16 protein-coding genes are annotated in these 22349 nt (G+C 42.5%); 2 read left to right on the forward strand and 14 right to left on the reverse strand.

Translation table 11 applies throughout. The features are described from left to right. Positions 1-33 precede the first annotated feature (33 nt). The 4 genes from ACYQ3Q_RS18130 to ACYQ3Q_RS18145 all read right to left on the reverse strand — a co-directional run bounded on the left by ACYQ3Q_RS18130 (position 34) and on the right by ACYQ3Q_RS18145 (position 5074). Positions 34-996: a branched-chain amino acid ABC transporter permease gene (locus ACYQ3Q_RS18130; protein ID WP_459929927.1), complete on the reverse strand. Its 963-nt coding sequence runs from the start codon at positions 994-996 to the stop codon at positions 34-36. A gap of 15 nt (positions 997-1011) precedes the next feature. Next, entirely contained in the window at positions 1012-1884 is an 873-nt protein-coding gene (locus tag ACYQ3Q_RS18135; protein WP_459929928.1) for a branched-chain amino acid ABC transporter permease, read from the reverse strand. 73 nt (positions 1885-1957) lie between these two features. Beyond that, positions 1958-3241 (reverse strand): amino acid ABC transporter substrate-binding protein, encoded by a 1284-nt coding sequence (locus ACYQ3Q_RS18140; RefSeq protein WP_459929929.1) that lies wholly within the window; start codon positions 3239-3241, stop codon positions 1958-1960. Between the two features lie 105 nt (positions 3242-3346). Beyond that, positions 3347-5074, reverse strand: a complete 1728-nt coding sequence (locus ACYQ3Q_RS18145) for a sigma-54 interaction domain-containing protein (RefSeq protein ID WP_459930045.1) — start codon at positions 5072-5074, stop codon at positions 3347-3349. Between the two features lie 639 nt (positions 5075-5713). On the opposite strand from ACYQ3Q_RS18145, the gene ACYQ3Q_RS18150 reads away from it, so the two are divergent. Next, positions 5714-7102 (forward strand): aminotransferase family protein, encoded by a 1389-nt coding sequence (locus tag ACYQ3Q_RS18150; RefSeq protein WP_459929930.1) that lies wholly within the window; start codon positions 5714-5716, stop codon positions 7100-7102. 184 nt (positions 7103-7286) lie between these two features. On the opposite strand, the gene ACYQ3Q_RS18155 is transcribed toward ACYQ3Q_RS18150, so the two are convergent. From ACYQ3Q_RS18155 to ACYQ3Q_RS18180, 6 genes are all read right to left on the reverse strand, one after another. Further along, on the reverse strand, positions 7287-8549 hold the full coding sequence (locus ACYQ3Q_RS18155; RefSeq protein WP_459929931.1) for a Glu/Leu/Phe/Val family dehydrogenase: 1263 nt from the start codon (positions 8547-8549) through the stop codon (positions 7287-7289). A gap of 334 nt (positions 8550-8883) precedes the next feature. Next, positions 8884-9114, reverse strand: coding sequence for a MoaD/ThiS family protein (locus tag ACYQ3Q_RS18160; RefSeq protein ID WP_459929932.1), 231 nt, complete (start codon positions 9112-9114; stop codon positions 8884-8886). Between the two features lie 38 nt (positions 9115-9152). Beyond that, positions 9153-10913, reverse strand: coding sequence for an aldehyde ferredoxin oxidoreductase family protein (locus ACYQ3Q_RS18165; protein ID WP_459929933.1), 1761 nt, complete (start codon positions 10911-10913; stop codon positions 9153-9155). A 1-nt stretch (position 10914) separates the two neighbouring features. After that, positions 10915-11310, reverse strand: coding sequence for a 4Fe-4S binding protein (locus ACYQ3Q_RS18170; RefSeq protein WP_459929934.1), 396 nt, complete (start codon positions 11308-11310; stop codon positions 10915-10917). 158 nt (positions 11311-11468) lie between these two features. Continuing rightward, a complete protein-coding gene (locus ACYQ3Q_RS18175) occupies positions 11469-12866 on the reverse strand; it encodes a putrescine aminotransferase (RefSeq protein ID WP_459929935.1) in 1398 nt (465 codons plus the stop codon). A 77-nt stretch (positions 12867-12943) separates the two neighbouring features. Then, positions 12944-14296: an APC family permease gene (locus tag ACYQ3Q_RS18180; RefSeq protein ID WP_459929936.1), complete on the reverse strand. Its 1353-nt coding sequence runs from the start codon at positions 14294-14296 to the stop codon at positions 12944-12946. Positions 14297-14687: 391 nt separating this feature from the next. Here ACYQ3Q_RS18180 and ACYQ3Q_RS18185 point away from each other — a divergent pair, with 391 nt between their 5' ends. Then, positions 14688-16796 carry a sigma-54 interaction domain-containing protein gene (locus ACYQ3Q_RS18185; RefSeq protein ID WP_459929937.1) on the forward strand — a complete coding sequence of 703 codons (2109 nt, stop codon included), beginning with the start codon at positions 14688-14690 and terminating at the stop codon, positions 16794-16796. Between the two features lie 162 nt (positions 16797-16958). On the opposite strand, the gene gabT is transcribed toward ACYQ3Q_RS18185, so the two are convergent. The 4 genes from gabT to ACYQ3Q_RS18205 all read right to left on the reverse strand — a co-directional run bounded on the left by gabT (position 16959) and on the right by ACYQ3Q_RS18205 (position 22349). Next, the gene (gene gabT, locus ACYQ3Q_RS18190; RefSeq protein ID WP_459930046.1) at positions 16959-18272 is read right to left on the reverse strand and encodes a 4-aminobutyrate--2-oxoglutarate transaminase; all 1314 of its coding nucleotides are present in this window, start codon (positions 18270-18272) and stop codon (positions 16959-16961) included. Between the two features lie 414 nt (positions 18273-18686). Next, positions 18687-19229, reverse strand: coding sequence for a gamma carbonic anhydrase family protein (locus ACYQ3Q_RS18195; RefSeq protein ID WP_459929938.1), 543 nt, complete (start codon positions 19227-19229; stop codon positions 18687-18689). Between the two features lie 262 nt (positions 19230-19491). Further along, the gene (locus ACYQ3Q_RS18200) at positions 19492-21864 is read right to left on the reverse strand and encodes a xanthine dehydrogenase family protein molybdopterin-binding subunit (protein ID WP_459929939.1); all 2373 of its coding nucleotides are present in this window, start codon (positions 21862-21864) and stop codon (positions 19492-19494) included. Next, positions 21864-22349 carry a (2Fe-2S)-binding protein gene (locus tag ACYQ3Q_RS18205; protein ID WP_459929940.1) on the reverse strand — a complete coding sequence of 162 codons (486 nt, stop codon included), beginning with the start codon at positions 22347-22349 and terminating at the stop codon, positions 21864-21866. Before ACYQ3Q_RS18205 ends, ACYQ3Q_RS18200 begins: the two co-directional genes overlap by 1 nt.

Genomic DNA, 22349 nt, shown 5'->3' on the forward strand with positions numbered 1-22349 from the left:
CTACATAACACTTAGGTATTTGATTGTTTCGACTTAGAAAAAAAAACGTGCGAATATACCCTTTCGATTCCCTCTGAGAATTCTGGGCAGGCTCATAAGTCCTTCCGGCAAGAACAAAATAACTAAACAAATCGCTACCCCAAGGATGATTAGATAGGCTGAACTTTGCCCCCACATAACCAACATATATTGGTTTCCAACATAGAGTACAATTGCGCCAATGACTGGTCCGAATAAGGTACCAATACCCCCTAAGAGAACCATAATAACCATTTGATCCGCAATCAGCGGTCCTAAAACGCTGTCTGGGTGGATAAAGGTAATCCAGTAAGCAAAGGCACCCCCAATGATTCCAGCAAACATTGAGCTGATGGCGAAGACCTGATTTTTAACCCATGTAGTGTTGAGCCCTAAGGTGCGGGCTGCCGTTTCTTCTTCCCGGACTGCTTTTACTTTTAAACCAAAATCACTATGTTCGAAAAAGAAATACGCTGCAAAGAAAACAAGTAACGCTAAGCCAAACATAACGTAATAAAAGAAATTGTCATTAAGCATCGGTGGCAAACGCAAGCCCTCTGGCCCACCTGTTATCTCTAAGACTAAAACCAATTGACGCATCATTTCCGCGAAGGCCCAGGTGCCAATGGCAAAATATGAGCCACTCAGACGTAAGGTTGGGTATCCCACGATGGCTGCGAAAAGATAGGTTAAAATTCCAGCGATGATTAACGCTAAAAAAAACGGCAAATGTAACTGGGTCATTAACATGCCTGCAATGTAAGCGCCAACTCCAAAGGAAGCGCCATGACCGAAGCTTATATAACCCATATAACCACCCAACATATTCCAGCTTAAAGCTAAGCCAATCCACATCATGATACCGGTTGCAATTCGCAAAATGAAGGAAGAAACTAAGAATGGCAAAATGCATAAAAGGACCATAGAAAGGAGCAGCAGGATTACTTTAACTGGGCTAAAAGACTTTGATATCGACAAGTTAACCTCTCCTTTCTACCAGCCTTTACCAAGAATACCTTTAGGAAGGAATACAAGGATTAAGTAGAGGATGAAAAATAATATCAAGAATACGTAGGCTCCCCCCACGTAGACGGAAACAAAACTGGATATTAACCCTAACATCAAGCCCGCTAGGATTGCGCCTGAAAAAGAACCCATTCCCCCTGCCACCACAACAAAGAAGGCGAAGGCGGTATAGCGCAAACCCATATCTGGGAATACAGAGAAAATACAGCCGATAAAGACACCTGACATAGCAGTTAAGCCAACATAAATAGCATAAACTAAGCGTGATATGCGATGACCGTCAATTCCCATTAAACCCGCCACCGTCTTATCCTCTGCGGCTGCCCGTATGGTAATCCCAGTCTTAGTACGATAAAGGAAATAGGCAAAAGCCGCCGTCACAATAATCGAAAACACAGTAGCCGCCCCTCTAATAGCGGGAACGGTAATGCCAAACAGGTTAATATTCATTTCCGATAACACTGAAACTAGATTACGATTGTTAAACCCCCATAGGGTTAGAGCCGAGCCTCTTAATAACGTCGAGAGACCAAACGTAAATGCTAAGGCCATCATGGCAGCACTTCTGTGCTTAATATTGACGACTTTCTGAATAATTGGCTGAAATAGGTAACCAATCAAAGCGAAAAAAAGGGCAATAAACGGTATTAGTAGTAATGGGTCGATCTTTGTGTACATGTTAAGCCAAAAAGCTGTGAAGGCTCCTAACATAATCCATTCGCCCACGGCAAAGTCAACTATGTGCATAACTCCATAAGAAATTGAGAAGCCAACTGCGATGGTTATGAAAATCCCACCGATTAGAATTCCGTTGATCAACGTTTGCGTAAATAATCCCATAAAACATCTCCTCTCCTATAGTTTGAGGAAACCGGGACATCCCGGCTCCTCAAACTAGAAGTTTTGCACTTAATTAGCGACCGCTCAAAGCAGGAACAGGGTAGATAGCATCTTTTGCCTTCATATCTGCAGGACCGACTATAATTTGCTCCCCTTTAACCATTTGGATCGTTAAAGCTTTTAAGCCAATATTATTATGGAACCAGTTGCCCTCTGTTGCGAATTTGATCGGCCCATAGAAGGTATTAACTTCTACTTGTTCAAGGGCTTTGGTTAACTGTTCCCTTTGCTGATCAGAAAGTGGTGGTTTTGCTCCGATCTTAGCCAAGGCAGCTGAAAAAGATTGACCCGTCGCTGAACATGCTGCTGCAGTATAGTCCGGAATGGCATTGTATTTTGCTTGGTAGAGTTTCACATAGTCCTGAGCAGTACCGTATAGGTCGTCTTTTAATTTTAGATCAGGCGTCCATACTGCCGCGCCATATACATAGTCCGCATCTTTGCCAAGGTTCTTGGTGAAGTCTGGGTTTGTAATCCCATAATGCATGACAAATGCCTTCGGCATAAACCCTAGAGATTTGGAGCCTTTGATAATTTCCATATGTTCTGCTTCATGGCCACCTACTGCCAGCACGTCTGGGTTCAGTTGTTTGATGGCGCTGATTAACGGAGTAAAGTCCGTTCCGGCAGGCACAACATCATACTTAAGAACTTTCATACCATTTTTCTCGGCAGCAGCTTTAAATGATTCAGCAACTGCTTTGGAGAAGGCATCATTTACGCCGATGATAGCGATTGTTTTGGGCGGATCCGCTAATTTAGATAATGTATCTAAAGGAGAACTTGCCGTCAAGTCAGCAGCCGGAACAGAACCAAAGGTATAGGCAAATTTCTGTGTCCAGATGGAGGGGGATTCGGCAGACCCAGTGATCATAGGGACTTTGTATTTATCGAGAATTGGGGCTACAGCTTTAGTTACTCCACTGGTATACGGTCCGAGAATGAAATCAACCTTTTCGGAAGTAATCATTCGTTCCACTGCGTTGGCTCCTGCAGCAGGATCGCTTTGGTCATCCGCGTAGACAAGCTTAACCTGATAACTTTTATCTCCGACCTTAATACCGCCTTTTTTGTTCACAGTATCTTCCCAAAGATCGTAACCATATTTAGTGATATTTCCACCGATGACTTCAGCACCCGATAGAGATGTAATGACACCTACTTTGTAATAGTCTCTTGCCTCAGTGCTCGCACTGGTACCTGCGGTACCCGTACTACCACAACCGGCCAAAGATATCATTAAGCTAGAAATCATCGCCAATCCCAAGACACGTTTAATTGTGAACTTTTTGAACATAAATTTTTTCCTCCTCTATTATCTATAATAGTAGCAACTCAGTGTGATTACGCTTTTAATCCTCCCTAATTAGATTACTACATCACCCCTTTCCTACTTTCCATATTATTGCAAATGAACATTCTCTTTGAAAATACCGTACCTGTGCATTTTCCGAACAATCGTCGATTGATTAACCTCCAAAGCATCTGCCATTTTATAAGTATTTTGGAATTTGATTAATGCTTTATTTAGTAATTGCCGTTCTAATTCGTCAGTGGCACTTTTCAAAGGACAAATGTCCAATACGAAAACTTTTGCTGAAGTACCATCCCCATGTAATATATAATCCGGCAAATGCATCGGTAAAACTTCCAAAGCATCGACGGTCACTACAACTCTCTCGACTAAATTCTCTAATTCTCGTACGTTACCGGGCCAATTGTAATTTATCAAGAGCTCCATGGTCTCCGGAGCCATTTTTTTATAAATCTCATATTTTTCTCGAAGCCCTTCTAAAAAATGCTCAACTAGGACTGGGATATCCTCTTTTCTGTGCCGCAAAGGTGGTACAACTAGGGGTACGACGTTTAATCGATAATAGAGATCTTCTCTAAACTTTCGTTCTTTAACCAGTCGAGGTATGTTACGATTTGTCGCAGCCAAGATCCTGGCATTAATATCAATGTAGTCATTTCCTCCTACTCGCCTTAACCTTTTCTCTTGGATAACCTGCAATAACTTTACTTGAAGATTAAGTGGTAATTCACTGATTTCATCCAAGAATATAGTTCCGGTACTGGCCATTTCAAAGAGTCCTTTTTTCCCTTCTTTTTTGGCCCCTGTAAAGGACCCCCCTTCATACCCAAATAATTCTGACTCCATTAAGTTCTCAGGGATTGCGCCGCAGTTAATGGTTATGAAGGGATAGTCACTTCGCTTACTTAATTGATGAATCTTTAACGCAACAACACCTTTACCTACACCGGACTCTCCTTCGATGAGCACCGTAGAATCTACACCTGCCACCTTGCCGGCAAGTATTAAGATCTGCTGCATTATTGCGCTTTTGCTGATAATTTCTGATGCATCTAAACGCTCTTTTTGCAACTTCACAATTTCAGTTCGATAGTTATCCATCAACTTTTCAGTATCTTCCAAGCGCTGGCGTAAGTTACTTAATTCGGTTATGTCTCTGGAATTCGTAACTACTCGAATGATCTGGCCTTTTTCATCAAAAACAGGATTAGCAGTTACGATGATTTTTTTCCCACTCTTGGTTGATTGTATCAACGTAGATCGTTTTTTTGTCCTCAGAACTTGAGGGGTAATACTGGGCGAAAACAGTCCTAATTCTTCTAATTTGCTTACATGTTTGCCGATCATTTCTTCCGCTTTCATTCCGTAAAAACGTTCACCCGCTTTATTTACCCTCAGGGTGACGCCCTCTCCGTCGGTAACGAAAATTTCGTCATAAGAAGAATTAAAAATGGCCTCCAATTCCTTGTTAAGTTCTTTAGTAACTTCTAATTCTTGGACTACAGCATCAAGATCGGTAATGTCTTGAAAGGATGTAACGACTCCGGTAATTCTAGTTCCTTCGAAAATCGGTTTATGGTTAGAAAGTATAACTCTTCCTCCTATGTCAACTTTATTATTGACAACAGGAATTCCCGTTTCCAACACCTCATACATGGCAGAATCCGGAAGCACTTCTCTGGCCATTTCCCCTACAACATCGCCATTAATCCCCAGCAACTCTTTAGCAGCCTTGTTGCATCCTACTATGTATCCATTAGAATCGACCATCAGCACTCCATGATATATCTCTTGAAATCCTGCTTTAAACTGCACCAATTCAACACCTCCGGTCCGTTATATAACACTTGCAACTTGTGTGCCAAATTTATAAGATTGCAATATAGCTACTATTTGTCTGTTTTATGGGAAAATTCAGTTTTTTAAAAATAAACAAAATGCGTTCTTGCATTAATATTTAATGCAATTCAGGGATCATTATTGCATAGTTGTTAAATTAGTGAGGAATTAGTAAGGAATTAAATCAAATGCATAATCACATTGCATTAATGTCTATGCGCATTATTCTGAAGAAAAATTAAAAGAATATTCCTTAATTAATTATAGGCTAATCTATAGTTCGTTTTTTAGCAATAAATTAAATTGTCGAATTTACAGAAAATGTTGTATTATATGGATTAATTTGTCTTTATTTTACCCATTATACTGTATTATAGCTTTTGCATACCATAATAGAATTCCTGATTGCATTTTTATAATGCAATCAGGATATCTAGCGATTATAGCTATAGCGTATACTAGATAATTGAATACATAATACATAATACATAATACACATGCAAATTTGCAGAGTGTGTTGCTTTAATATTAGTTTTATCTTGAAAATCTGTATAAAGTGCAAGACTGGCACAGACTTTGCAATGTTAAACATTTACGTAATGAAAAGGAAAGAGGATGGTAATAGTGACTGTTTACGCCGAAGATCAAATCGCACAAATGAAAAAAGATGACATGAGATACTTTTTGCATCCAACAAGTTCGATAGCCGACATGGAATCATGGGGTGGACCTAAGATTATTGCTGAAGGCGATGGAATTCGGGTTAAAAGTGTTGAGGGTAAGACCTATATAGACTGTGGAGCGGGTCTGTGGTTAAACAATGTAGGATATGGCCGAACTGTATTGGCCGAGGTTGCCAAAAACCAAATGGAAACGTTGTCTTTCTTTCAAACCTTCAATGGCTATTCTCATCCATCAGCCATTGAGGTGGCAAAAAAAGTAGCTACAATGATCCCCATGGATAATCCCAGGATCTTTTTTACTAGTGGAGGTTCTGAGTCTAATGATACAGCCTACAAACTGGCCCGGATCTTTTGGTACTTGCAAGGGAAGCCTAACAAGAATCACATCATTGCCAGGACTAAAGCCTATCACGGGGTTTCTTATGGGGCAGTAAGCGCGACAAGTTTACCTGGTTTTTGGGATGGATTCAGACCCTTAGTCCCATCGTTCCATCACATTGAGCATCCTCATTGTTACTTCTGTCCCTGGGGAAAAGAACACGGTCTTTGTGATCTTGAATGCGCAGGAGCGCTTGAGGAAAAAATACTCGAACTCGGCCGGGACAATGTTGCGGCCTTTACGGCCGAACCGGTCATCGGAACCGGAGGTGCAATCGTTCCGCCAGACGGCTATTATCAACGAGTACGGGAAATTTGCGATAAATATGACGTCTTATTTATCGCGGATGAGGTGATTACGGGCTTTGGTCGGACAGGTAAGATGTTTGGCATGCTGCATTGGGGAGTAAAACCCGATATTATGATGATGGCGAAGGGAATTACCAGCGGATACATTCCTATGGGAGCTGTCGGGATCTCAGATAGAGTCTATACACCGATCAGAAACCACGGTATCTTTATGCACGGTTATACTTACAGCGGTCATCCTGTAGCCTGTGCAGTTGCCTTAAAGAATATTGATATTATTGAACGAGAAAACCTTGTAACTAATGCCCAGGAGAAAGGCGAACTATTGCGTTCCCTCATCCGAGACTTGAGGTTACCCTGTATTGGTGAAGTTAGGGGAATAGGACTGATGAATGCCGTCCAGCTCGTTCAAAATGCTGAAAACAGAACCAAGTTTAACCCTGCCCTAGGATTTGCAAAACGTGTGTCTGCTATTGCTTGGGAAAACGGCTTGGCATTGCGACCGTTAATTGATGACGGGTTACAATTGTCCCCTCCGTTGATCATTACTGAAGCAGACGTCATAGAACTTGTGGATAAATTAGGAAGATCTGTTGAACAAGCTCATCGTGAGTCCTTAGGAAATGCATTTTAGCCTCCTAACGAAAGATAAATAATAGGCACCGTTTAAAATTCTTGGAAGTTCCAAGTACTTAAACGGTGCCTTTCTTCCTGCCAAGGATCAACCTCAAAATTATTGTATTAGACCTACCATTTCGAGGTACATACATTCTACTCTCTCAACATAAGTGTTTGAGTTTGAGTTTGATTCCCGCTACTCAAGGAAATATGCCCCTAATTTTTTTTGCTTGGACCAACCTATTAACGGCTACCATATAGGCACCCATTCTCATAGTCGTATTATTGTCCTTTTTCTTGTCCCATACTTCATTGAACGACCTAATCATAATTTTTTCCAGGGCACGATTCACCGCTTCTTCGTCCCACATCAAGGACTGTATGTTTTGCACCCATTCGAAGTAGGATACAACAACACCACCCGCGTTGGCTAGAATATCTGGAACAATCGTTTTGTTCTTTTTTTCGAGAATTATATCAGCTTCTACCGATGTCGGACCATTCGAACCTTCGACGATTACCGTAGCTTTAATATCTGGGGCATTGAGCTCCGTTATCTGGTTTTCTAAGGCAGCGGGGATAAGAACATCACATTCTATAGTCAGTAGCTGATCATTGGTAATCTTAGTTACTCCGGGGACATTGTAATCCTGGAGAACTTGCCCCCCGTTACTAGTAAGAAAGCTTAGAATCTCATCCACATTCAACCCGGTATTGCAGTAAACGCCTCCACTGACATCGCTTACAGCCACTATTAAACAGCCTTCATTATGCAATAATTTGGCTGCTACTCCACCAACGTTCCCCATACCCTGGATAGCTACCTTAGTGCCAATTAAGGGTATTCCCAAACGATGGAGTGTCTCCCTCGTGATTAACATAACTCCACGTCCAGTAGCTTCTTTTCTACCAAGGGAACCGCCAATTTCCACCGGTTTACCGGTTACAACTCCGGGAACTGGATAACCCTTAAACATACTGTAAGTGTCCATGATCCAGCCCATAACCTCTGCATCAGTGTTCACGTCAGGTGCGGGAATATCTCGTTCGGGACCGATCAGCGGCAATATCATGGCCGTATATCTTCGTGTGAGGTTTTTAAGTTCGGTTTTGCTCAGTTCCTTTGGATTAACTTTGACAGCACCCTTACTTCCGCCATAAGGGATATTTACAACACTGCACTTGAAAGACATCCATGCCGCCAGAGCCTTTACTTCATCGATATCAACCTTTTGGTGATACCTTAGTCCACCCTTACATGGGCCTCTCAAACTCGAATGTTGCACCCGGTAACCTTCAAAGACTCTTATCAACCCATTGTCCATCTCTACCGGTATAGCCACTTTCAATTCTCTTTCCGGGTACTTGAAAACCTCATAGTCATTTTCTTTAAGATCCAATAGATTCGCCGCTTGCTCCAGTACCTTCAGCATGTTGTCATACGGATTATATGCCTTGCCCATTTATTCTTCCTCCACTCTCGCTCATAGTCCCTCTTAGTTCTCACTAAAAACAGTCAACTCTTCGGCTACGATATATTATTAAGCAAGATTCGTGCCAATCTGTAATTGGCACAATAATACGAATAGTAAGTCTTCCGCGAATTACTTGGAACTTAACTTATTCACCAATGCATAGGTTAGTCATTTCCTTGATGAAGTACCCAATTTTGGCATGCTTGAGTCCTTCTGCAATCTGCATGCGCCTACTACCTTTCCCGTCTAACTTTATATAAACTAAAGAAAACTTGGCTAGAGCGCCAAGCCTTCTTTATAATTCCTGATTTTTTGGAGACATTTAACCCCCAGCGATAAAAGGAAAGAACTTAACGTCATCATTTTCCTCGAGCCTGTAATCTAGATCTCGCTTGACACCATTGACAACGATGAAGCCCACCGATGAGTAAGGAACCCCAAGCTGCTCCATTAACCGAGGAAGGGTAAGATCTGGCTTAATCTCCCTCTGATATAGACCGAGCTGACTAGAATATTTCCCCAGTGGTCCATATAATCTGATAGTTATCTGCAAATCTTACCTCCTTGGCCATGTTGCTCCATCCCTAAGATTTAGTTTATCCCGAGTTCATGCAATTTCGCTTCAGTTGGTTTCCCATCACGATCCCAACTCCGCAAACTATAATATTCCTCAAGCATCCTTTCAAATTCCACGAGGGGTATAAGCTGACCCTTGGTAGCTCCTGTCTTTAGAGTTTCTTTAAAAATTCTTGCGGGTAAAGTATCATTATCTTTACTGAACCCATCCCTAACATTAAATTGCCTAGCCAAGTTTACGACCCGTTCCCCGACCAATAAAAGGTCCTGTTCAGACACAGTCCGCTCTAATAAGTTAGACAAGATGATTCCCATAGTTTCCAGAGATAGCGCCCAAAAGTCACATAAAATCAAGGAGAATTTCACGGCATTATAATGTTGTAACTCTATGACAAGCTGGGCTTTTCCTTCGACCGTAAAGGCATCTAAATCTCCATAAGCCTCTTGCGCTACTGGCCAGGCCCTCATATGACAAGCTCCCCGGTCAGACGTGGCATAGGCTAGTCCCATTCCCCAAGACCCACGTGGTTCATAGCCTGGAAATTCTAAGCCCTTGACTTGCATAGCAAAGTCACTGCCGCCATATTTTTCGGAAAGTTTCTTAACTCCTAAGCCTAAATCTACGCCAATACCCTCCTGGGCGGCAATCAACCCCGGGACCTTTAAATAGGCGTCTACGTCACCAAACCGCAAGCTAAAATCTTTAATTCCCTTTTCGGTTAATTCCATGGCGAAGGCAATAACATTCCCCACAGATATTGTGTCCATGCCAAGATTGTCACACAAGTCATTGAACTCAATGATGGCCTCCAAGTCACTGATCCCACAGTTAGAACCACCTATGGCTAAGGTTTCATACTCTGGTCCTTCCACCGTCGACCCGCCAGCCCTTGAATAATTGCCACACCCCAGTGCACAACTGAAGCACCCCTTTTTACCTGAACGAACTGCTTTCATGGCATCGGAATTTATTGCTTGGTAATCGTCATAGGTTCCCTGCTGGAAATTCCTTGTGGGCAAAATACCTGTATCTTGGTTGAAATCCACGAGTAAAGCTGTGCCGTCTGTATTAGCCCAGAGATTGGTATCCGTCAAGATGTCTGTCTGCATAAACTCTTTCATACTTGAAGCGAATTGCTTAATATTGGGCACGGAGATACTGCCACTTCCCCGAACTGCGATAGCCTTGAGATTTTTGCTTCCCATGACCGCGCCCACTCCACCTCGGCCAGCCTGTCGATAAAACTCTGAGGTGATACAGGACATTGTCACTAGATTTTCCCCTGCAGGTCCGATGGCTAGTGCTTTAACTTCTTGATTGATTTTTTCTCTTAAGATCAGTTCTGTTTCCTGTGCCCCCTGTCCCCAGAGTTCAGACGCGTCCCGAATTTCCACGATCTTATCTTCGATATAGAGGTAGGATGGCTTTGTGGCCTTTCCTTCTAAAATTACAGCATCATATCCTGCATACTTTAATTCCGCCGCGAAATGGCCACCGATGGAACAATCAAGGATGGTCCCTGTGGCAGGGGATTTTGTAATTATTGATAATTTCCCAGAGAGAGGTATGATGGTTCCCGTGAAAAGGCCTGTCATTAAAATCAGCTTATTATCCGGTGACAGAGGATTCACCCCTGGAGCAAGCTCTTCATAGAGGTATTTTATGCCGAGGCCTTTACCCCCTATATAATCCACTGCCCATTGTTTATTCAACTCTTCAACCTGACTATGACCCGTTGTTAAGTTAACCCTCAATATTTTTCCAGTGTAGCTCATCTTAGTTCCCCTCCTGGTTCATCAAAGCTTGATGGGGGCACCACTCGACACAAGCCGGTGACCCTGCGCAGAGATCACAAAGAGCTATACCTTCGGCTCTGGAAGCTATAACGTTTTCAGGGCATGCTGTAATACAAATTCCACAGTTTGTACATTTATCCTGATCATAAATCAAGTACCCTGCCTGGTGAGTAATCGCTGCGGTGGGACAAATACTGACACAGGTCAGACACATATTACAAAGGGAAGTTTTGTAATTCAAACCCGTTTTAGAGTAAAGGGAAATAATCTTGAGCCTTGCTAATTCAGGGTTAAAGACCTCTTCTTTTGCGACAGAGCAAGCCAATTGGCATAAGCGGCACCCAATACAGAGCTCCTCTATTAATTTTAAAACCATCGGTTTTCCTCCGTTCACTATAACTTACGGGATTAGCACCTCTTTTTAACGAGTTTTTTTCTATAGTTTACTATCTGCCTTGCTATCGCAGTAGCAAACTATGGACAGTTCCACCGCGACAGCAAAGCAGGCTGAGTTTAAGATGGTTATCCTAGAGATCAGTTGAATACAGCTAACCCACGAACCTGCACAAGTGCATTTTTAAATGCGACAATGACACGATCCGCTTCTTTATAGGTGATCGTCAATGGGGGTTCTATTCTAATTGTTTTAGCGTTAATCAGCGTACCAGCTACAAGCACCCCGCTATCAAACATCGCCTTAGATACCTCATACCCAATTTCATCCGATTGAAATTCAATCCCAATCAGAAGACCTTTTCCTCGAATTTCCATAACCAGTTCTGGGAACTCAGCGGCAGCATTACGAAGCCTCCCCAGCATATAGTCTCCAAGTTCAGCAGATCTGGCTGGCAAATTTTCCTCAATTAGGACATTAAACGCTGCAATCGCGGCAGCACAGGCGAGTGGATTACCTCCAAACGTCGTTGTATGCATAAACGGATTCGGAAACAGGGTTTTGAAGACTTCCTCTGTCGCAACGACAGCTCCGGCTGGCATAATCCCGCCGCCAAATGCTTTGGCAAGACAGAGTATATCCGGCACAACATCATAATGTTCACAACAGAACATTTTCCCAGTGCGACCCATTCCGGTCTGGACTTCATCAAAGATAAGCAGTGCTCCAAACTGATTACAAAGTTCACGAACTTGTTTTAAATAACCCTCCGGCGGTAAAATAACCCCGCCTTCCCCTTGAATCGGTTCAAGAATTACTGCAGCGACATCTTCACCTACGAGGGCACAACACTCCATGGTCTTTCTCATCATCTCAATATCACCAAAGGGAACGTGACGAAAGCCGGGTATCATAGGTAGGAACGGTTTACGGAAAATGCCCTTAGCCGTTGCAGACAGAGAGCCTAAACTTTTACCGTGAAAAGCGCGAGTTGTTGAAATAAAGGTCGTTCGATCGCTGTACATTTTAGCAAGTTTAAGGGAACACTCGACCGTTTCAGTTCCGCTATTCGTGAAGAAGCAGTATTTTAAATCGCCCGGTGTGATATCTGCCACGATCTTGGCTAACATGGCCCGTAAGGGATCTAATAAATCTTGACTATGCAAGGCCTGACGGTTTAATTGATTTGTTACAGCTGCCATCACCTTAGGATGACGATGTCCCACATTATAAATTCCAAAACCGCCCAAGCAATCGATATACTCTTTTCCATTCACATCCATAAAGCAGTTTAGCCCCGAATCTTTCCATTCTACGGCGGCAAACTGTTTATCCTTAGTGACGCTCTTGCGATATTCTAAAAAACCAGGGTTGACATGATCCCGAAAACCTTCAACGGTTTGGCGTGTGACCCATTCTGCTTCATCCTTTGTAATGTCTTGTTTGCTAATTAAATCAAGGACTTTGTTAGAATACTCATAGACATTGGCGTACTTCTCTTTTAAGTCTTCTTTGTTTTGCGTTGTATTAACTGTCATGATAGTTCCTCCTAGATTCATTAAGATTGATACATCTAGTTGCAAATGTTATGCCAATATAAGGAGGCTGAGGATCCTCAACTCGATATATTGGATTCATTAAAGTCAAATTCCGGAGGTTTGCTACGGAATAGTTTTGTTAAGTAGGCAAGATAGAGAACTCCTATTGCTAACCAAACTAGACCCAGTGTCAGTGAACTGGTCTCCAGATTCCACCATAGAATTCCTACGAAGATCGCTCCGATGATGGGAAATAGCAGGTAACTAAAGAACCCTGTAAAGGTTTTATGCATTTTCTTCCGGACGGTATAATGAGCAATAACCGATAGATTGACAAATGTAAAGGCGGTTAAGGCTCCAAAGTTAATAAGCGCCACAACAATTGCCAAGTCTAGAAAAATGGCCAGTAAGGCTATACAACCTACTAAAAGTACATTTAAAGAAGGGGTTCCCCAACGAAGGTTTACATAGCCAAAAAACTTTTTGGGGAATACGTTATCTCTACCCATTACATATAGAAGACGAGCTACACTCGCATGAGAGGTTACACCTGAGGCAAGAACGCCAGTTAGTGTAGCGGCCAAGAAAAATATTTGGAATATTCTTCCCCCTACCATCATGGCAATTTCAGGTGATGCAGCCTCAAAGTCTTGAAATCTTGATATATCTGGAAAGAAAGCTTGAATAAAGTACGACTGGGTAATAAATAAAATTCCACCAATTAAGGCCACAAGGAAAATCGCCCGCGGAATTGTCTTAGTTGGTTCAGGAGTTTCTTCCGAAAGGGTAGTAACCGCATCAAAGCCTAAGAATGAGAAACATAGAATTGTGGCTCCGGCCAGTAATATGCTCATATCCATATCAGGGGAAAAGAAGGGTTGAAGAGTAAATACCTGACCATATCCTTCACCTGCCATTAGTCCCTGGATATCTAAATACGTGAATATACACATAATCAAAATCTGACACCCGACTAATATTGTGCTGAAGTTTGCAATGAAATTTACAGTAAACAAGTTAATTCCGGTCATTACTAAAGTAAACACCAGAATCCAGAACCAGGTTGGAACATCAGGAAATAATGCCGAGAGGTATATACCTGCTAACAAGGAATTTACCATGGGTAAGAAGAGATAATCGAGTAATACGGACCAACCAACCAGAAATCCCAAATGTTTACTGATTGTCTTTTGGGTATAGGTATAGGCAGACCCGGCTTGTGGAAATGCTTTGACCATTTTTCCATAGCTTGCAGCCGTAAACAGCATTGCAATTAAGGCTAAGAGATAACTTGTGGGAACATGCCCGCTGGTTACTTCTGATACGATCCCGAAGGTATCGAATACAACCATTGGTGTCATATAGGCTACACCGATCAGAACAACTTGCCACAATTTTAACGTGCGTTTCAATTTTCCTATATTTTCCATTTATCATCCTCCTAGTGTATTATGTATTATTTATGCAATTCATGAAATATTTTGACTATTTAGGGTAAAAAATTTTGTGCTCCCCCCTTCTTTAATATTTACCAAGCTTTTTCCGCCTATTTTAAACAATAAGCAAAATGTATGCCAATCTAAATTATTAATAATTTATTGGTATACATTTTGCTTATATTTATGCAAAATGTTCGATAAACTTTCATGAACATGTCGGTGTATAACCTTTTCCACCCTCCTATTTAAATAAATAAAAGGGCATTTCATAAATTTTAGTATAGTGAATTGTTTTATTTATTTGAATTTTATGGTATATTTATAAAAAAGTTATTCACCCCTGCATAATCTAGTTATTTCAGTATAAAAGGAGCTCTTTTCGATGGATTTGCGAACATTTTTACGTGATCCGATATTTGTGGATGAGACGACAAGTCTAACTGAAATCTCGAAACGCCTAAATAAAGAAGAGCATCCTTATGTTTTCATTAAGAAAGATGGAAACATATTTCCGTTGAAAAGTTTTAATTTCCTTATTGAGAGACAAGAGCCGTATGAGAGAACAATCAAACACTTAGTGAGTGAACCGCCACTCAATATAATCTCGTATGCTGATTTAACGGTTCATGTCCTTGACGTACTCGCTGAATTGGTGACACTGGTCAGATATGAGGATAACTTAAAGTACATCCTAAGAGAAGATTTTTTATTGACAATGATGTCCACTGGTGCGAACAGTGAAATTGCTTGGTTACGCAGCCTCTTTTCGTCGATTCCGCGCGGTCTGATGGTAGTCGATATCAACTATGCAGTAGTGAATAGCAATGCCGAGGCACACCGTATGTTACGTATTTCGGAGGCTGATCTATCCGCCCTGCGTATGCAGGACATACTGGGCTTGAACAACTTTCAGTACGTGTATAACACCCAAACTTCTTTGCTGAATCAATTTATCACGACTCCCTCAAGTCAAGCCGCAATTTTAGTCGATTTTGTGCCGCTGGTTATGTATCAAGTGGTCACCGGATTTGCTTTAGTTTTGCAAGATCTCCCATCAGTTGAAGGTATAGCCATGGAACTGGATTCAGTAAAGCTATTAAATAACGACCTTGAAGCAATTCTATCAACCATCTACGATGAAATCATCGTCGTTGATGCGCGTGGCAAACTCTTACGTGCCAGTGATCACTATATATCCTCACAATGGAATCGCCCGCCTAACACCTTAATTGGACACCAACTTTTAAAATTAAAAAAAGCGGATGAATTACTCCATAAAGTAATTCGGGAAGTACAAAAGAAAAAAGGAAAAGTTTCTTTAATGCAAAACGACAGTGAATCTCACCGACTTTCTATAGGAAATCCGATCTTTCATAAGTCAGGTGAAATAGAGCGTATCGTGATTGCTTCACGTGATCTTACGGAAGTATCCCGTCTCCAGACAGAACTGGAACAAACGCGCAAACAAAGCGAGAACTACCGAGAAGAATTAGAACAAATGCGCCAACGCGTTACCCAAGCTCAAGGAATACTGCCAATCTATGCTAGTCCTCAAATGCATGAGGTGATGCAAGAGGTCGAACGGGTGGCCCAATTCTCTGCTACCGTTCTACTGAGCGGCGAATCTGGGGTTGGCAAAGAAATTATTGCTAATGCCATCCACTCCCTGAGTGAGCGACGAAAAGAACCACTGATTAAAATTAACTGTGCTGCCATTCCAGAATCTTTACTCGAAAGCGAATTATTCGGTTACGAACGAGGTGCATTTTCAGGCGCCAACCAACAAGGTAAAACTGGCTTAATTATCAAAGCACATAGAGGTTGCCTTTTCCTTGACGAAATTTCCGAGATGCCGCTTGTCATCCAGGGTAAACTATTACGGGCCATTCAGGAACGGGAGGTCTATCCGGTCGGAGCCACCCAACCACTTAAATTCGATATTCAAATCATCGTATCCACGAACCGTCCTTTGGCTGAACTTGTAGCTCAGGGCAAATTCCGTGAAGACTTATTTTATCGGATTAATGTTTTTCCTATCGAAATTCCAGCTCTTCGCGAGCGCAAAGAAGATATCGCCTTGTTGGCTAACTTTTTCTTACTACAATTTAATCAGCTCTATCAATGCAATCTACGCTTCTCGAGTTCCGCATTTGACTTACTGGAAGCGTATCCGTTCCCGGGGAACGTTCGCGAGCTACAGAATCTAGTCCAACGAATTGCAATTAAAAACGATGGAGATGAGATTGATGCCACGAACGTTGAACGCATCTTAATGAAACTCGACCCTATAGCGCCCAGACAAACGGGACGGTTTAATCAAGTAATTCCATTAGAACAAGCTTTTAGCCAGGTCGAAAAAGAACTAATTACCCTAGCCATGAAACAGTACCATTCCACTACGAAAGCAGCTAAGGCACTTGGCGTTAGCCAATCTACGATTAGTCGTAAATATAGACAAATAGTTAATAAATCCGGAAAGCAACCACTATAAAACGGGGCTGAGCTAAAACTTGTTTGTGTTTTCACGTCCCCACTTTTGAGATCTATATCATCAAAACACAAGCGTCCTCACTCCACTTTGATAGTGAAATGAGGACGCTGTTTGATTGTTGTAAAGATTTAGAATTTTGGAGAATGAGGCCAAAGATCTCGATTACTTCTGAACCTTGGCAAATGCTCCCTCTAAAATGTTCAGAGCTCTCTCAAGTTGCTCATCTGTGATCACCAACGGCATCAGCATCCGAATTACGTTTCCATATACCCCTGCCGAAATGATAATAAGCCCTTGACTCAAACATTCTTGAGTGATCTGAGCTGTTTCTTCTTTGGCAGGTTCCTTTGTCTCCCTATCTTTAACTAGCTCTATTCCAATCATTGCACCCAGACTTCGGATATCACCAATCAATGGATATTTCTCTTGCATACCCTTCAAGCGAGCTACAACTGAAGCTCCGATTTTTGCTGCTCTGTCCGAAAGCTGTTCTTGCTCGATATAATTGATCGTCGCTATACCAGCCGCACAAGCGAGTGGATTACCCGCGAAGGTGCCTCCGATCATACCAGGACCAGGAGCATCCATAATTTCCGCTTTACCCACTACTGCACTTAAAGGCATACCAGCAGCAATGGATTTTGCCATCGTCATAAGATCGGGCTCGACACCATAGTTCTCAACCGCAAACATTTTTCCAGTTCTGCCAAAACCCGTTTGAATCTCGTCGGCAATAAAGACTATACCGTGTTTTTCAGCAATCCTTTTTAAACCTGGCAAAAACTCCTTGGGTGGAACTATAAACCCACCTTCTCCTTGAACAGGCTCGATGATCATAGCAGCTATACTCTCTGCTTCAACCTCAGCAGCGAAAAAACGCTCAAATTGTTCTAAACAGTGCATACCACAACCGGGATAGGTAGAATGATAATAGCACCGATAGCAATAAGCAGAAGGCATCTTATAAATTTCAGGAGTAAAGGGTCCAAACCCATATTTATAAGGTCTAACCTTACTAGTTAAGCCCATGGCTAAATTTGTTCTTCCATGGAAAGCCATTTCAAAAGCAATGACTCCCGTTCTTTTCGTATAGGAACGAGCAATCTTGATGGCGTTTTCAACTGCCTCCGCACCGCTGTTGACGTACGTTACTTTAAGATCTCCTTTAATCGGTGTGATTTGTATCAACTTCTCCGCCAAATCAACCCACCCTTCGTACATAGATACCATAAAGCATGTATGGATTAATTTTTCAGCTTGTTCCTTTATAGCATCAACAACCGGTCTGGGACAATGACCAGCATTCAAAACACCAATACCACCATAAAAGTCAATGAATTCGTTCCCATCAACATCAGTCATCAAAGCACCTGAAGCTTTCTCAATGAACAAAGGAGTTCCCTGCGAGATCCCTTTAGCTGTACACTTATTTTTCCTATCAATTAATGCTCTGGATTTTGGTCCCGGAAGTACCATTTTTTCACTCAATGCCAACATCCCCCTCGTATTTCTGATATACAAAAGTTTAGAACAATCTCGTTTCCGTTCGTTCTATCACTATTCTTTTTGATATGCAATTTTCTCGCCATAGATTCACTATCTATTCCATAGCCTATAATAATAATTACACGCTTAATCTCTAAATAGCAGATGCATCTATACATTGCAAAGTTTTTTAATTTCATTTCTAAAACCATAACTAATTCATAAACTTGCTCATTTTTAGGATGATGCAATTTATCATTTCATGGATGTATGATTGCATCACTCTTGGAATAGCGGACTTCTTTTTAATAGTGTTTTAATAAAAAAAAGATGCTTACACTGTGCAAGACATCTTTTAAGTGATGTGTCTATTTTCAATACTATTTGGATAAGGAAATCCCATCCCTATGATTCCATAACCTCTTCCAACCTAATTTGCCTAATTCCTTTATGACAGCGGGCTGGTAAGGCAAGGTAGTAACTTGTTGCTTCATTAAGATTTTTTTGCGCTGTTTCGGAAAGGTCAGCCACGATTTTGGCTGGCGAACCGACGACAAGTTTATAAGGTGGAATTATCGTATTTTCTAATACTAAAGCAGCAGCTCCAATCAGACATCCATCTCCTATACTTGCATGATCCATGATGATCGCACCCATGCCGACCAAAACATGTTCAGCGAGCTTAGGGGTATGCAGAATGGCTCCATGACCAATGTGACTTCGTGGCCCTAGAACAGCTTCACACCCAGGATAAGCATGAATAATGCAGTTCTCTTGGATATTGGAACCTGCTCCAATCGTAATCTTACCCCAATCTCCTCTTATTCGTGCTCCAGCAGCAATGTAACATCCCTCACCTATGGTCACATCACCAATAATTGTCGCTTCTGGTGCGACATAAGTCCCATTTCCGATTCTAGGTCGTTTACCTTCAAATTCGTAAATCATGATTCGTTCAGCTCCCCCTTAAATAGCTCTGCAAAGCCTTCTAACCATTTTTTTGTAAATTCCAGGGCAACTGCCAAATTTCCTGTTTGTCCCTCGCCCTTATGGAATATTTTAAGATCACTACATTAAATAACAAGGTCGTCCTAAAGGGTATGATGCGTGGGTAGGATTGGTACCTCATGGCGGCAAAGGGGATAGAGTTAATGAACGTTTTAGCGGCAACGGTTTTGCTTTCCGTTGCCGCTAAAGATGTACGCTCTCTTTACTTTTTATCTCTTAACGCCTTGAGTACCATTTCTGGAGTAATGGGCAGGTTATAAAATCTTACCCCGATAGCATCGTAGATTGCGTTGGTGATCGCTGGGAAGGTAGGCTGAACGGCTCCTTCGCCTGTTTCCTTAACCCCAAACGGTGCTGAATGGTCATAACTTTCTACTATGTTGGTATCCATTTCCGGCATTTCCATAGTCGTCGGCGTCTTGTAATCGTGGAAGTTAGGATTTAAATGTTTGCCGTTAGCATCTAACTTTTGGTCTTCGTAAAGGCAGGCCCCAATATTAAACAAGATGGAGCCTTCTACCTGTCCATCAACACTCATGGGGTTGACAGGCGTACCACAGTCACCGGCTTCGGTTACCTTCTTGACATAGATCCGGCCAGTTTCTACATCCACTTCTACTTCGTGTACTTGTGCACTAAAACCAAAGGTAGGTGAGTGACCGATATTTGCGCCCTGAACCCTATTGCCGCTCACAATATCAATCCCTTTGCGCCGTGGTGGAGAATAGTTCCCCATCCCGACCAAGGTCCCATTGATACTAGTATAAGCTTCAACGACTTTTCCCCACGAGATGCGTTTTTTACTTTCGTACATTGAATATATCTCATGATTTTTAATGACCAACTGATCAGCCCTGACTCCCAGCATACCTGCAGCTGTTTCTTTGAGTCTTTGATTAATTTCCACACTGGCCATCTTAATAGCCGCCCCAGAAGCATACGTTAGGCGGCTGGCAAAACTACCCAAGTCAAAGGCCCCTATTTCCGTATCTCCCGACTGAATGTGCACATCTTCAAAATGGATGCCCAACTCCTCGGCAACCATCTGGGCCATGATGGTATTGCAGCCCTGACCGATCTCAGCGGCTGCACAAAGCAGCGTAACACCGCCCTCTGTATCTACCCTGATCATCACCGTAGTATGTGGCTTGTAGTTCTGATAAAGAGTATAGGCTGTCCCGGATATATAATAACCGCCGGCCATTCCGATCCCTTTGCCAAAAGGCAGCTTACCATGCTTTTCCAGATAGCCTGATTTTTTGACCGCTGTATCCAGGCATTTCTTAAACTCGCTATGCGGTACGAACATATTGTTGATACAGGTATGACCTGATTCGATCGCGTTTTTTAGCTTTAATTCATACGGACTAATTCCCATCATTTCGGACATTTCATCCATCATGCACTCCAAGGCCCACCTTGGCTGAACTCCACCGAGACCGCGCATGGCCCCGGTGCTAGGCTTGTTCGTATAAACACTTCTTCCCCGGAACCGAACGTTAGGCACCTTGTAGGGCAGATGTAACATAGAGGCAGTGTAGAACATCACTACAATACCCCAGCCAGCGAAGGCGCCTTTATCCAAGGTGTTGTCAAAATCTACTGCTTGGAGATAACCATCCTTATCCAGGCCCATTTTCACCTTCATATGGCACGGATGCCGACCTTTATTGGTATAGAATACTTCTTGGCGATCAAAGACCACTTGAACAGGTCTGCCGACCTTCCTTGATAGCAAACAGGCTACAAATTCTGAGGGTGATGCTTCGCCTTTACCACCAAAACCACCGCCGATGGTCGGAAGAGTAACGCGGATTTTGTTCATCGGGATTTCTAAAACGATGGACATCTGACGGTGCAGGTAGTGGGGAACTTGGCTACTGGCCCACAAATGGAGTTGACCGCTTTGGGTGTCATAGCTAGCTAGGGCAGAATGCGGCTCGAGAAAGCCGTGTTGAGGATAGTTTGTATGGAATTCTCTTTCTAAAACATATTCACACTGAGCAAAGGCCTTATCCACATCGCCGTAGACCTGTTCCCCTGCATGCATTATATTCCCCTTACTATCTTCATGTATCAGCACTTCTTGGGCGCGTTCCATGGATTCAAACGGATCCAGCAACACCGGGAGAGGTTCATATTCCACTTCAATCAATTCTAGAGCAGCTTCGGCGGTTTCTTCATCTAGGGCTGCCACAGCTGCTACGCCTTCACCATAGAAACGAACTTTGCCGATGGCTAGGACCGTTTCGTTGGCTGACTGAGGAACGATACCCCATTTGTTAGTAGCTTCATCTCCAGTAAGCACTGCCAGAACACCCGGCAGCTCCAGAGCCTTGCTGCAATCAATCTTTTTAATGATGGCATGGGCATAGGTACTACGTTTTATTCTCCCATAAACCATGCCGGGTAAGGTCATATCCCCTGTATAAATCGCTTCACCCTTAACCTTAACAGGGCCATCTACCCTAGGTACACTTCTTCCCACTTGAGTATATCGTTTTTCATCCTGGTAGGCGGGTACCCCTTCGAGATTCCAGCCTTCCGGTGTCAGGTTCCATTTTGATTTTTCCATCATTTCACCCCCTCTTTAGACCAAACCTTGGCAGTAGCTTCAACGGCTTCAATGATTCTTTTATAACCAGTGCAACGACAAATGTTCCCACTTAACTCATGCTTAATATCCTGCTCAGTGGGATCAGGATTCCTGTCTAGCAACGCTTTGGAGGACATGATCATGCCCGGGGTGCAAAAACCGCACTGTACTGCGCCATGATCGACATAGGCCTGTTGAAGCGGATGTAGCACGCCACCTTTTTGTACCAACCCTTCAATTGTAGTGATCTTTTTGCCCTGACAAGCAATAGCCAGCTTAATACAGGACAACTCAGGGTTACCATCAATTATCACGGTGCAAGCTCCGCAGTCGCCATCTCCACAGCCTTTCTTGGTGCCAGTAAGGCCTACTTTTTTCCTGATGACATCAATCAGTAAATCCCTAGCATCAACGGCTACTTCATAAATCCTGTCATTAATATCTAATTCTATCAGTGTTTTCAT

The sequence above is a fragment of the Desulfosporosinus burensis genome (assembly GCF_054657535.1).